This window comes from Paenibacillus glycanilyticus, assembly GCF_030161375.1.
Classification (GTDB): Bacteria; Bacillota; Bacilli; order Paenibacillales; family Paenibacillaceae; genus Pristimantibacillus; species Pristimantibacillus glycanilyticus_B.
Genome location: NZ_BSSQ01000016.1, coordinates 388,240 through 401,928, shown reverse-complemented (window position 1 = coordinate 401,928; position 13,689 = coordinate 388,240). Strand labels below are relative to the sequence as shown.

Here is a 13,689-nt window from a genome sequence, read left to right as displayed (position 1 = left end):
CTCAAAAAGCACCTCCCGCAAGCCTTATCGGCTGCATGGAGGTGCTTTTTCTCATTCGATATTAGGATGCCGTAACGGCAGAACCTTGCTGAAGCTGGTACATTGCATAATATTTGCCGCGATGTTCCATCAGCTCGTCATGGTCGCCGCGTTCAACGATACGGCCCCGGTCCAGCACCAGGATTTGATCCGCTTGGCGGATCGTCGACAAACGGTGCGCAATAACAAAGGTCGTACGGCCTTTCTTCAGCACGTCAAGCGCGTTCTGAATAATCGCCTCCGTCTCGGTATCAATGCTTGCCGTCGCTTCATCTAATATAAGAATCGCCGGATCATAGGCAAGCGCCCTTGCGAACGAGATCAACTGCCGCTGGCCGGCGGACAACGTGCTGCCCTTCTCGATCACTTCAGCGTCAATGCCTCCAGGCAGTTGAGCAAACATGTCGTACGCTCCAACATCGCGGAGCGCTTGCTCGACTTGCTCCCGGCTAATCGCCGGATTGTTCAAGCTGATGTTGGACGCGATCGTGCCGGTGAACAGGAACGGATCCTGCAAGACGATGCCCATATGCTGGCGCAAATGCTGCTTCGGAATATCCAGGACATCCATGCCGTCGATTACAATTTTGCCCTCATTCGAGTCGTAGAACCGGAACAAAAGGTTCATGATGGAGCTTTTGCCGGAGCCCGTATGGCCAACCAGCGCAACGGTCTGGCCTTGGCGAGCGTTGAAGGAAATATTTTTAAGCACATATTCATCCTTCTTGTAGGCAAACGACACGTTATCGAACTTCACCTCGCCCTTATAACGTTCCATCGTACCCGGTTCCACCGGAGTGCCCGGTTGATCCATAAGCGTAAATACGCGCTCCGCGGATACCCTTGCCGTCTCCAGATTGGACAACTGGTTCACGACGCCTACAATCGGCTGGAACATCCGGTTCATCAGATCAACAAAGGCGTACAGCACGCCCACTCCAATCGCGGCACCAAACCAGTCGCCCCAGAAGAACCAGATTACTACAAGGAAAATAATGTTCCGAACGACGTTAACCAAGTTATGCGACGTTATGGAGTTGAGGCTGAGCAGCTTGTTCTGATACGTAAAATAAGTCTCGTTCAGCTCGTCGAATTCCTTGTATGTCTCCTTCTGACGGCGGAAAGCCTGGATAATCGCCATGCCTTGGATCGATTCGTTAATCATCGCGTTAATCTCGCTTAGCTTGGAGCGGATAATCCGGTTGTAACGGGCCGCGAACCGTCGGTACAGCTTAATCCAGACCAGCAAAATCGGAACGAGCGGCAACGCGAATAGCGCAAGCTTCGCATCGAGCAGAAACAACGCCCCGTAGATCGCCGTCATGTACACAATCGCCGAGAAAAAGTTCGCCAGTACCGCAACGTACAATTCGCGGATCGCTTCCGTATCATTCGTGATCCGGGAGACGACCTGCCCTGCGGCAAGCGTATCGTAATAGTTGACCGGAAGCCGCTGCGTATGGGCAAATACGTCATTGCGCATGCGGCGGACGATGCGGTTCGCCGACGTTTGCAGCAAAAGCCGCTGTCCGTATGTGAATACGGCACCTAGCAGCAGCAGGCCCACGTACAGACCGGCGAGCTTCATCAAGCTTGGAATTTCCGGCTTATAGAACGGATACAGATCCTTGGCCGAGATCAATGATACCGGAAGCGTCGCCGACTTACCGGTTTCTTTATCCGTGATGGTCATTTGACTGCCCGTCACCTTCCGCACGCCTTCCACCGCGGGAAGAGCGCCTTCATGCCAATAAAATTTTCTTCCGGACTGGAGCAGGTACACTTCCGTCCCTCTCGTCTCTCCGGCCGCGAAGTGATCCTCGCGTTTATACCATTTCCCTTTATAATTGACCGCGTAAGGTTCATTCGCCGGAACCTCGTACCAGGTTTTCTCGATGCCGAGAATGTTCTGGTCGATCATTCGCTTGGCGATAAACGGCCCTGCCAGCTCCGCGCACACGGCGAGCAGAAGCAGGACAAGCGCTCCGATAATCGGTTTTTTATAAAGCATGGCGTATTGAAACAATCGTTTACCTGTTTGACCCATTGTTCGTAAACGCCTCTCTTTCCTATGATTCAATAAGCGACTCAAGCTGCTGCCGCTCATATTGTTCTCTATACCAGCCATCCTGTTTCACAAGCTGGTCATGGTTGCCCTGCTGCACAATTCGTCCATCGTCAAGCACGACGATATGGTCCGCATGCTGCACCGCGGACAACCGGTGCGTCGTAATAAGCGTTGTTTTGCCGGCGCGTTCCGTCCGTATGCCTTCGATAATCTCGGCTTCCGTCCGTCCGTCTACCGCGGACAACGCGTCATCCAGCATAAGAATGTCCGGATCGGCTATAAGCGCGCGCGCAATGCTGACCCGTTGCTTCTGGCCGCCGGAGAGAGCTACGCCTTTCTCGCCAACCATCGTTTCCAGCCCGTCGGGCAGGAACTGAATATCTTTGGCGAACGACGCTCTTGCCAGCGCACGCTGCAGATCCTCTTCCGATGCGTTGCTCTTCTTGCCAAACATGATATTCTGGCGGATTGTCTTCGAGAACAGTATCGGCTGCTGCGGCACATAACCGATCCAGCCAAGAAGCCGTTCCATCGGAAGCTTCTCGAGCGGCTGTCCGGTAATATGGATTTTCCCCGCTCCAACCGGATATTCTCTCAGCAGCTGCTTGAGCAGCGTCGTCTTGCCGCTGCCCGTACGGCCCACGATTCCTAACGTTTGGCCTTGGCGCAGTCGAATCGTTACATCGCTTAAGTTATCGACAACCGACGAAGGGTAACGGAAGGTAACCTGTTCAAAAGCAATCGTTGCCGGCGCGGTCACATCAATCGTGCTATCCGCATCTTCCACATCCGGCTTGTAGCCAAGCGTCTCTTCCACCCGGTCAAGCGAGGCATTGCCGCGCTGCATAATGTTGATTAACTCGCCGATCGCGAACATCGGCCAGATCAGCATACCGAGATACACGTTGAAGGAGACCAGCTCGCCAAGCGTAATCTCGCTGTGGAATACCAGGTAACCGCCGTAGCATAGACCAATCAGATAACTAAGGCCGACGAGCACTTTAATCGTTGGCTCGAAGAGCGCATCGATTTTGGCTACCGCGATATTTTTCTGGAACACTTCATCCGTCTTCTTGCGGAATTGATCCTGATTCGCTTCCTCTTGAACGAAAGCCCGGATCACCCGCACTCCGGATACCGATTCCAGCACTTGGTCGTTCAATTCGCCAAACGCGTCTTGCGACTGCATGAAGCGCTCATGGATCTTGCCGCCAAAATGTTTCATGGCAAGCGCGATGAACGGCAGCGGCAGCAATGCCGCCAGCGTCAGCTTCACGCTGATCAGCGCCGCCATAATGCCAAGAATCGTCAGCATGAAGAAGGTCGAATCAATAAACGTAAGAATGCCGAACCCCGCTGTGGTAGCCACCGCATTCAGGTCATTCGTGGAACGCGCCATCAGGTCGCCCGTCCGGTTCCGTTCATAGAAGGTTGGCGACATCTTGAGGAAGTGGCGCATCAGCCGCGAGCGGAGCAGCCGCTCCAGGACAAAGGCGCCGCCAAACAATTTATAATGCCACACATAAGTGATCGCATAGCCAACAACCGTAACGGCGATCCAGCCGGCCACCACCTGCATAAAGCCTTTGCTGTCCAGGCTGCCTTGATGAATGCCGTCAATCGTATGCCCTATCAGCCACGGCGGGATCACGTCAAGAAAGCCGGTAACAATCAGCAGTACGCACGCAAGCGTATATCTTTTCCAATTCATTGCAAAAAACCATCGAAGTTTCTTTAGTACGATAAACATAATTCTAGTTAGACACCTCCTGTATCCATCCATGCATCTTTCCTTACGCAAAAAAAGAAGCGCACCGTAAGTTACGATACGCTTCCTTTGGGCAGCAGATGGCACATAAAGTCCTGCTGCAGCAAAAAAGGCGCACGGTTACGGTTGCGTAACCATGCGCCTTTGATTTTATGGGATACCCCTAAAGATCAAAGAGAGTTGATGCGCGGATGGATTACGTTCATAAATTTAGTATGTTGTTGATTGTGATGATGAACGCCTACAATTGGATTCATGCCGTAACCCTCCTTTCGAAATGTTTAAGATATTTGTCACTTTACCATCTGATGAAATAACTGTCAATCGGCATTTTTGTAAATCTTCGCCTATTTTTCAATGCGGAGCCTAGGGGCATTACATGACCCAAGCTTCCGCCTGCCGCTCCGCAAGCAGAAGCTGCTCTCGAACCTTGACCACTTCGCCGACGATAATCAGGGCCGGGTTCGTTACCTTGAGCGAAGACGCCAGCTTATGAATATCAGCCAGCGTCCCGGTAATAACGCGCTGCTGGCTTGTTGTGCCACGCTCAATAACGGCAACCGGCGTAGATGCCGCCTTGCCGGACTTCAGCAGCTCCTCGCGGATATTCGCGAGCTGGCTGACGCCCATATAGATCGCCAGCGTATCTACGCTATGCGCCAGCAAATCCCAACGCACCGGCTCCTGATCGCCGTGACACCGGTTGCCGGTTACGCAGGCGAAGGAAGCCGCTCTCCCGCGATGCGTCAGCGGGATGGCTGCCGATGCCGCCGCGCCGATCGCCGAGGTAATACCCGGCACGATCTCCCATTCGATGCCATGCTCCGCCAGCTCAAGCGCCTCTTCGCCGCCCCGCCCGAAGACGAAAGGGTCGCCGCCTTTCAGGCGAACGACCGTTTTCCCTTGCTTCGCATAAGCAACAAGCGCTGCATTTATCGCTTCTTGCGGCATCGCATGCGCGTTAGGCGCTTTGCCGCAGTACACAAGCTCCGCGTCCGGCTGGGCGTAAGCGAGCAGCTCTTCATTCACGAGCCGGTCGTACATAACGATATCCGCCATCCCGATTCGTCTCATTGCCTTCACGGTAATGAGCTCGGGATCACCGGGACCCGCTCCAACAATGTATACCTTCCCCGCTGCCGCCGCCCGCATTAGAGACCGCTTTTCTCGGCGGCAAGCGCCGGTTTTGCCGGGATTTGCGCAGAGGAATTTGCATGTTCGGCGCCTTCCGCCTTCTTGTTATGCGACCAGTAGAACATAAAGCCGGTAAACAAGGCGCCGCCTACAAAGTTGCCAAGAAGCACCGGGATCTGGTTCCAGATCCACCAATCGCTCACGGTTACGTCCGCGCCAAGCATCATGCCGGCAGGGATTACGAACATATTCACGACCGCATGCTCAAAACCTTGCTCGAAAAACATTAGAATCGGCAGCCACATTGCGACGATTTTGCCCAATGTCGATTTGGAGGTCATCGCCATAACAACGCCCAAAGTTACCATCCAGTTGCACAAAACAGCCTTGATGAAGACGAGAATAATACCGTCAAAGCCCATTTTCTGATAACCAAGCGTCTTCGTTTCACTCACTTGAATGAGCATTTGGGCAAGCGGATTCGCCATATCCGTTCCCATCTTGGTGACCGCCATGCCGTATAAAGCCGCATATACGGCGCAGCCGATCAGGTGGCCGATAATAACCAGCACGTAATTTACGAACATGCGGGACAGCGTTGTTGTCCGTTGGAATACCGATAGAGGAATGAGAGCAAAGCTGCCGGTTACTAGCTCAAGCCCAAGCAGGACGATGATGACGAAACCGATCGGGAATATGACGGCTCCCGCGAGAGGAAGCGACGTTTGCGTTGTGGCCGTATAAGCGAGCGTTGTGGCAAAAGCCAAGATGCCGCCGCCAAGAAATCCTCTCATCAGCATTTGCGATGCGCCCATCTCCGTCTTGGCCGTACCCGCTTCGACCATCGTTTCCAGTACTTCAGCCGGTTTTACGTAGTCCATGTTCGATTCCTCCTAAAATGAATGATCACCGTAATAGCCCGAAGGCGGGCTATCGTGATGATTCATACTTCGAAAGCATAACCTAATGAATTATTACCACAATAGCCCGAGGGCGGGCTATCGTGATGATTCATACTTCGAAAGCATAAATCTCATTCTTCGAAAGCGTTCCGCTCGTTGTTTCTCTCCGCTTTTTCTCTATTTTATAAGGTGATATAGATGTTGCCGCTGGCAGGATCTAGCTCCGTCTCAAAGGTTTTGATACAGCCTTCATCCGGTTCCTGTACCCGCCCGCTTCTCAAATCGATCTTCCAGTCATGCAGCGGACAGTGTACGGCCGTGCCGCATACCATCCCCTCCGAAAGCCTGCCGCCTTTATGCGGGCATTTGTTCTCGACTGCCTTGATGCTGCCGTCCGACAAGCGAAAAATGGCAATGTCCGTATTGTCGATCTGCAGCGTACGAGAGCCTAATACGTCGATATCCGATATTTTTGCCACAAGCACCTTTGTCACCATACATTCAGCTCCCCCTATCCTTGCACTGGCTGCGGAGCGGATAATTGCTCGAAGTTTTTGCGCAGCTCTTTGTTCTCTACAATTTCTTTCCACGGATCTTTGGTATGGCTAAGCGTGGTCTCGAGGCGCTCCACCAGAGCCATACGGTCCTCCCGATTCTCCAGAGCTTTCTTCACATGATCGAGCCCTACGCGCTCAATCCATTGCGCCGTACGTTCGTTCCATGTCGCATTCTCGCGGTAGTATTGCAGGAAAGCGGAAGACCACTCCATCACTTCGTCTTCCGTCTTCACGATGCAGAGCAACTCCGTCGCCCGTACATGCACGCCGCCGTTGCCGCCGACATGAAGCTCCCAGCCGCCGTCGATCGCCACAACGCCAAAGTCCTTAATCGTTGCTTCCGCGCAGTTGCGCGGGCAGCCGGATACGGCAAGCTTTACTTTCGCCGGGGCAGTCATTCTCTCGAACGCTTTCTCCATCCGGATGCCCATGCCGATCGCATCTTGCGTGCCAAACCGGCAGAAGGTGTTGCCTACGCAAGTCTTGACGGTACGAAGCGTCTTGCCGTATGCGTGGCCGGAAGGCATATCGAGCTCCTCCCAAATCTTCGGCAAATCTTCTTTCTTGATCCCGAGCAGGTCAAGCCGTTGGCCGCCGGTGAACTTCACCATCGGAACGTCGTATTTCTCCGCGACGGTAGCGATCTTGATCAGGTCGGCCGGCGTCGTAACGCCGCCGTATACGCGGGGAACAACCGAATAGGTGCCGTCCTTCTGGATGTTGGCGTGATAACGTTCGTTCGTAAAGCGCGATTCCTTCTGATCCTCGTATTCCCCCGGCCACAACATGCCAAGATAGTAGTTAAGCGACGGGCGGCATTTCGAGCAGCCTTCTTCGTTTTTCCAATGCATCACGTTCATGACTTCCTTGACGGTCATCAGGCGCATTTCCTTAATCGCCGCCACGATCTCGTCGCGGGAATGATCGGTGCAGCCGCAGATGCCTTCTTTCGCGGGAACGCCCGCGGCATCGCCCGCGTACAGCTTCAGAAGTCCTTCGACCTGCGATTTACATCCGCCGCAGGACGCTGAAGCTTTCGTGCAGCCTTTTATGCTCGCTAACGTATTGCAGCCTTTATTTTGCACGGCATCGGCAATTGCGCCTTTTGATACGCCGTTACAGCCGCAGACGATTTCATCGTCAGCCATCGCGGCCAAGCGGTCCGAGACCGAAGAGCCGCTGCCTCCCGCCGCCGGCGAGAAACCAAGCAGCAGTTCCTTCTCTCTCCCTTCAACCGACTCGCCTTTTTTCATAATCGAGAATAGCTCGGGACCGTCCGCCGTATCGCCAAACAGTACGGCTCCTACCAGCTTGCCGTCTTTGAACACGATTTTTTTATACGTACCGGACAGATCATCCTGCATGCGCAAAGCTCTTGTGCCCGGGCCTTCATTAAATTGACCTGCCGAGAATACGTCCACGCCGGATACTTTCAGCTTGGTCGAAGTAACGGAGCCTTGGTAGCCTTCCGTCTCGACGCCGGCCAGAAGTTTCGCCAGTACGGCGCCTTGCTCGTATAGCGGAGCTACTAGACCGTATGCTCTGCCCCGATGTTCGGCGCATTCGCCAACCGCGTACACATCCGGTACATTCGTCCGCATAAAGTCGTCTACTACAATCCCGCGGTTGACTTCGATACCCGATGCTTTGGCTAATTCGACGTTCGGTCGGATCCCCACCGCCATCACGATAAGATCGGCTTCCACTTCGCTGCCGTCTGCGAACTCCAAAGCCTTGACGCGGCGTCTGCCGGTAATGGAAGCGGATTGTTTGTTAAGCAGGAACTTCATTCCTTGCGCTTCAAGTTCGCGCTGCAGCATGCGTGCGGCCGGCTCATCGAGCTCACGGTTCATCAGAATCGAGTTAATATGAACGACATGAACGTCCATCCCCAAGTTAAGCAATCCGCGCGCCGCTTCGAGTCCAAGCAGGCCACCGCCGATGACGGCCGCTTTCTTATACTTCTGGGAGGTTTCCTGCATGATTTCGGTATCGCGGATATCGCGGAACCCGATGACCCCTTCTTTGTTTGCGCCCGGCAGCGGCAGCATAAACGGATTGGAACCGGTCGCGATGACCAGCACGTCGTAATCCGCTTCCACCCCTTGCTGGGAGTAGACTTTTTTCCGCTTCGTATCAATCTTCGTCACCGCGTGGCCGGCATGCAGCTGTATATGATTGTCCGTATACCAATCCCAGTCGTTAATGACGATATCCTTCATGTCCGTACCGCCCGCAAGCACCGAGGACAACATAATCCGGTTATAGTTCGGATAAGGCTCCGCTCCGAATATCGTAATGCTATAGGCATCCGGCGCAAGCTTGATCAAATGTTCGATCGCCCTTACCCCCGCCATTCCGTTGCCAACCAGCACTAATTTCTTCCGATCCGCCATTGTCATTCTCCTCTCGACTCCACTCTCTCTAGCTCTAGATCCCGCTGATAAATAGAAAAAGCCCGACTCCGGATTTCGCGAGGCACACACGTGTGTTGTCCCGCAAAATACGAAGTCAGGCTTCATTGCCGCTTCAGATGAATACGCCATTGTATTCATGAAAGATTTTCAATTAGTCCCATAAAAACTAGTGGATGTTAACGTAACTATACAATGGCATGATCTTCATGTCAACATACTTAACATTAAAATTGAACATTTGTGCATATCGACAGTTTCACAGTTCCCATGTTATATATAATAACAAATGATATTTTGTTCGTAGGGGAAGAGGAGGATGACATGCGTTCTCTGTTAGTAATCGACAATCCCGGGGAGAAAGCTGAAATACAGTCGCTGGAGCAAATGTTGGAGGCGTACGGCTATTCCGTCTTATATGCCAGTTCGGATGAAACGGCCAAAACCCATCTGGTCAAAGCCGATGCCGTTGTGCTTCATCTGCCGCTTGGCGAAGTGAAGGCTTGGGGCAATAGGCTTCTCCAGCGCAAGAGAGTGCCTATGTTATGGTGGTGCAGCGCGGACACGGCAGCCCTGTCCGCCGCCTTTTGCGAGGATGATCTGCCGGTTGACGGCATTCTAACGCCATCGATGAGCGAGCAGCAGCTGCATTGGGCGCTGCATTTCGGCTCGAAAACCTGCTTTGAACGGCAACAGTGGCAAAACGAACGGAAACAGCTGGAAGCGCGGCTTGAAGAGCGGAAATGGATTGACATGGCCAAGGGGATTCTATGTAAAATAAAACAGGTATCCGAAGCGGAAGCTTATGATCTGCTGCGCAAGCAGGCCATGAACGAGCGGAAACGGATCGTTGATGTCGCGATGTCCATCGTGAAAGTTTATCAGCTGCTGCAAGAGCAGAAATAAGGGGTGCTGACGATGTTTACAAAACTATTAAAAGAAGTCGGCCGCGGTAAAAGAGGCGCTAGAGATTTGACCTACGAAGAAGCGCTGGAAGCGGCTGACTGGATCATGAACCGGAAAGCAACCCCTGCCCAAATGGGCGCCTTTTTTATTGCCGAACGGATTAAGATGGAGAGCGTCGAGGAGCTGGAAGCATTCGTAAATGTATGCCGCAAGAGCGCCTACCGCGCGCCTATTCTCGAAGGATTGGACTGCGCAGGACCATACGACGGTCGGGTAAAAAGCTTCTTCGCTTCGTTTGCGACAGCTTTCCTGCTGGCCTCTGCCGGCTTGCCGGTTACGCTGCACGGCGCGAAGTCGTTGCCGCCCAAATGGGGCGTTACGCTGCTTGATATGCTCGCCGAGATAGGAATTAGCAAGCCGCAGCTGGCGCGCGAACGGGTAATCCCCATAGCTGCCGCAACCGGGGTACTCTTTGTCGATACGGAGGAATGGTGTCCCCCTCTTAAGGAACTCCGGGGTATCCGGGAAGAGCTTGGCATGCGTACGGTTTTGAATACGGCGGAGAAACTCATTGATTTCTCCCATTCGCCTTACCTGGCTTTTGGCGTCTTCCACAATACCGTCTTTGACCGGATGAGCAAGCTGCTCACCGATTTGCAATACCGCCGCGCCCTTATCGTCCAAGGGACGGAAGGCTCGGAGGATCTGTTCATCGACCGTCCGACCCGTACGTATATCGTGGAGAACGGCGAAGCACGGCTGCATGTCATTGATCCGGAAACGTTTGGCCTGGAAGCGATCCTGCCCGAGAAAACCGAATGGACCGCCGCAGAGCAGATCGAGACGGCCGAAGCGGTGCTGCAAGGAAACGCGCATATCGGTTATGTGAATCAGGTTCTGCTGAATGCCGCGGTCCGACTTCGCCTCGCGGACCGCGCCGAATCGGTCGAAGAAGCGTTGTATCAATGCAAAGCGCTGCTCGACAGCGGCGTCGCCTGGGAACGTTATAAGACATGGCGCAGCAGCTTGCTCGGCGAAGAAACGCCGGCGCCGATCGGCGGCGTTAAGTAAGGTAACATCAACCTCTTCCATTCAATAAAAAAAGAGCGATTGCCCGGCTGAACCCGCCGAGTCATCGCTCTTTTTGTTGAACGCGCTGCTGGACCACCGAGTTAGATCATCGACGGACAAGCATCTCATTAGCGCAACCTTGCACGCCGCACTAGCAGGACGTAACTAAGCACCGCTGCCGTCTCCGCGGCGGCTATTACAATCCCCATCGGCAAGGCCGCATCGCTGCCGCCAAGTCCAACAAGCGGCGCCATGCAGGCGCCAAACACAAACGATAACAAACCTAGCAGCGCCGAGGCACTGCCCGCCGCTTGCTGCTGATTCTGCATCGCAAGCGAAAAGCTGGCCGTCTGCACGATCCCGACGCTGGACACGACGAAAAATAACGGAACCAGCACCGCAAAAAGTCCCCAGCCAGCCAAAATCGAGAGCAGAAGCACAAGTCCGCCCGCAAACGCGAGGCTAAGACCCGTAGCTAGCAAAGCCCTTGCGCTAACCTTGCCCGCGAGTCGCCCTGCCGTCTGGCTGGCCGCGATAATGCCAAGCCCGTTGATGGCAAAACATAAGCTGTAGCCTTGCGGAGAAACGCCAAACAAGTTCTGAATGACAAACGGCGAACCGGAAATATAAGCGAACATCGCAGCCACCACAAAACCTTGCGTTAGCGCATACCCCATAAATACGCGGTCCTTCAGCAAACCGCCAAACTTGCGCAACATGTTGCCAAGACCGCCCTGCGAGCGGTTGTCCTCCCGGAGCGATTCCTTCATCCCGAGCCACACTGCCACAAACATCACGGCGCCTATAACGGTTAACACAATAAACACGCCGCGCCATTCCGTCCATTTCAGAATTTGCCCTCCGGCGATTGGAGCCGCAATGGGCGCAACCCCGTTCACCAGCATTAACATCGAGAAAAACTTCGTCATTCCCGCTCCTTCGAACAAATCCCGAACGACCGCGCGCGAGATGACAATACCCGCCGCGCCGCCAAAGCCTTGAACAAACCGAAGCACAATAAAGGTTTCGATGGACGGCGCCGCCACGCACAGAATAGAAGCCGCTATATAAACAATAAGTCCAATTAACAAAGGCTTCTTCCGTCCCCTGACGTCGCTGATCGGGCCAATAAACAACTGCCCCAGGGAAATGCCAAGCAAACATGCCGTCAAGCTAAGCTGGGACATCGATGTCCCCGCCCCGAAATCGCCCGCCAATTCCGGCAAAGCCGGCAAATACATATCGATCGAGAGAGGCGCAAACGCGGACAGCGATCCTAGAAGCAAGGCCATCCACAAGACGGACCTTGGGGCTGCAGCCGGCGAGGGATCCATACCTTTTGCCATTAGCCATACACTCCAAACTAACGTACCGTTTTATCGCACCCATTCTAATGAGGATCGAGAGTCCTGTCAAGAACGCAAAAAGAAGGCGCCTCCTCAGGCGCCCTCCCATAACCGCCGACTACTCAGCCGTAGTGACGACAGCACTCAATTTCACTTGGTCATTCATATTCACAAGCAGCGGCAACATCCGTTCCCCGCTCGTCATTGGAGATTGACACAACACGCAGGACGGTGTGTGGTCAAACGAGAAATTAGCGCGCATCCAGCCATTGCAATCCTCGCTTGTGCAAGACCAGATTTTTGTAACGACTTCCGGAATGTCTTCTTGAATCTTCTTCCGACTGTACATGGGCACTCCTCCTTCTGCTCGGTCAATTGGTACGGTCTTCATCAACCCCGTCACTTTAGCGTGTCTAATCCTACGAATTTCATACATGCAAATTATCGGGAGATGCAACCAAAAAAAGCTCCTCCGCCTCCGGCAGGAAGCGAAAAAGCTTGATGTATGTACGTAAGGTTAGAAGGTCGGCTTAAACACCATAAGCAAAATAAGCAAAAACGCGAGGAAATGAGTGACAAGCTCCCATTGCAGGCTTTTTTTTCCGATCACGCGGAATTCGGAAGGAATATCTTCCGTACGATGATTCTCAAGCACGGCCATTTGCGCATTGGCGAACTTCGGGAACATGCCAATGACAATCACTTGCGCGAGCAAATAAAGAACGATTGATGCGATGTACCAGCCTGTCGTAAAGAGATCCGGCTCCTGAATAGCTAGAATTATTCCGGTCAGAAGAAGGGTAATGCTACCGACCTTCGGCATAATCTCCATATTCTTCAGTAGCTCCAGCGTAAACTTCGCCTGCGTAGCGTTTTTGGCGCTTCTGGCGAGCAGCGGGAATCCAAACGCCGTGCCAAGACCCATCACGGCTGCGAGGATATGGATAAATAACACAAGACTGTACCAGCTCAACATTGACTTTACCTCCTCCCCAGTCAATCCCAACCATGTCTATTGTACTAGGGACTAAAGGTATAGTAAATCAATATTTTTCCAAATTAATCTATATTTTCAACACGGTTTGTCTACAGCTTATATCCGTATTCATCGGGTACATATTCAATGCAGGAGCCCGCCGCAAACGTCAGCTTTTCCTCCGCCGCCACGTAATTAACCGTATCCGGCAAGACCGAGTACCAGATCTTTAACATAGGACTGCCATCGGTATAGCTTCGAAAAACAAACACGTTCAACTCCTGCTTCCAAGCCAGAATCTCATCGATTCCGGGATCCCGCGGCGTAACTACGGTGAACCGCCACTGCCCTTCCTCATGCGCAACCTGATAAGGCACCGCCTGTTTGGACGAGTCCACGAAAGTCCTTCCTCCAACGGCGTGTTTGATTAATAAGGTTTCTTTCATTGGTGTTTCCTCCTAAAAAGAATTGCTATTTTGATTTGGCAATACATTGCCATAAGTAGCAA

At 53.1% G+C, this 13,689-nt stretch carries 12 protein-coding genes; 2 read left to right on the top strand and 10 right to left on the bottom strand.

What is annotated here, in order from left to right; genetic code table 11:
- Nucleotides 1-61: 61 nt before the first annotated feature.
- From QQK89_RS21895 to nirB, 6 genes are all read right to left on the bottom strand, one after another.
- A complete protein-coding gene (locus tag QQK89_RS21895) occupies nt 62-2,086 on the bottom strand; it encodes an ABC transporter ATP-binding protein (RefSeq protein WP_284240792.1) in 2,025 nt (674 codons plus the stop codon).
- A gap of 22 nt (nt 2,087-2,108) precedes the next feature.
- A complete protein-coding gene (locus QQK89_RS21890) occupies nt 2,109-3,857 on the bottom strand; it encodes an ABC transporter ATP-binding protein (protein WP_284240791.1) in 1,749 nt (582 codons plus the stop codon).
- Nucleotides 3,858-4,250: 393 nt separating this feature from the next.
- Complete coding sequence (cobA, locus tag QQK89_RS21885) at nt 4,251-5,027, bottom strand: uroporphyrinogen-III C-methyltransferase (RefSeq protein WP_284240790.1); 777 nt, start codon at nt 5,025-5,027, stop codon at nt 4,251-4,253.
- Nucleotides 5,027-5,890 (bottom strand): formate/nitrite transporter family protein, encoded by an 864-nt coding sequence (locus QQK89_RS21880; protein ID WP_284240789.1) that lies wholly within the window; start codon nt 5,888-5,890, stop codon nt 5,027-5,029. The genes cobA and QQK89_RS21880 overlap by 1 nt, the downstream gene beginning before the upstream one ends.
- 203 nt (nt 5,891-6,093) lie before the next feature.
- On the bottom strand, nt 6,094-6,408 hold the full coding sequence (nirD, locus tag QQK89_RS21875; RefSeq protein ID WP_284240788.1) for a nitrite reductase small subunit NirD: 315 nt from the start codon (nt 6,406-6,408) through the stop codon (nt 6,094-6,096).
- A gap of 14 nt (nt 6,409-6,422) precedes the next feature.
- Nucleotides 6,423-8,864, bottom strand: coding sequence for a nitrite reductase large subunit NirB (gene nirB, locus QQK89_RS21870; protein WP_284240787.1), 2,442 nt, complete (start codon nt 8,862-8,864; stop codon nt 6,423-6,425).
- A gap of 342 nt (nt 8,865-9,206) precedes the next feature.
- On the opposite strand from nirB, the gene QQK89_RS21865 reads away from it, so the two are divergent.
- Both QQK89_RS21865 and QQK89_RS21860 read left to right on the top strand, forming a co-directional pair.
- A complete protein-coding gene (locus QQK89_RS21865) occupies nt 9,207-9,788 on the top strand; it encodes an ANTAR domain-containing response regulator (RefSeq protein WP_284240786.1) in 582 nt (193 codons plus the stop codon).
- Nucleotides 9,789-9,800: 12 nt separating this feature from the next.
- The gene (locus QQK89_RS21860; RefSeq protein ID WP_284240785.1) at nt 9,801-10,859 is read left to right on the top strand and encodes an anthranilate phosphoribosyltransferase; all 1,059 of its coding nucleotides are present in this window, start codon (nt 9,801-9,803) and stop codon (nt 10,857-10,859) included.
- A gap of 128 nt (nt 10,860-10,987) precedes the next feature.
- Here QQK89_RS21860 and QQK89_RS21855 read toward each other — a convergent pair whose 3' ends face one another.
- The 4 genes from QQK89_RS21855 to QQK89_RS21840 all read right to left on the bottom strand — a co-directional run bounded on the left by QQK89_RS21855 (nt 10,988) and on the right by QQK89_RS21840 (nt 13,627).
- Nucleotides 10,988-12,205 carry a multidrug effflux MFS transporter gene (locus QQK89_RS21855; RefSeq protein WP_284240784.1) on the bottom strand — a complete coding sequence of 406 codons (1,218 nt, stop codon included), beginning with the start codon at nt 12,203-12,205 and terminating at the stop codon, nt 10,988-10,990.
- 118 nt (nt 12,206-12,323) lie between these two features.
- Nucleotides 12,324-12,554, bottom strand: coding sequence for a cold-shock protein (locus QQK89_RS21850; protein ID WP_284240783.1), 231 nt, complete (start codon nt 12,552-12,554; stop codon nt 12,324-12,326).
- 168 nt (nt 12,555-12,722) lie between these two features.
- On the bottom strand, nt 12,723-13,181 hold the full coding sequence (locus QQK89_RS21845) for a DUF2269 family protein (RefSeq protein WP_284240782.1): 459 nt from the start codon (nt 13,179-13,181) through the stop codon (nt 12,723-12,725).
- A gap of 110 nt (nt 13,182-13,291) precedes the next feature.
- Entirely contained in the window at nt 13,292-13,627 is a 336-nt protein-coding gene (locus QQK89_RS21840; protein ID WP_284240781.1) for a hypothetical protein, read from the bottom strand.
- Between the last annotated feature and the right edge of the window lie 62 nt (nt 13,628-13,689).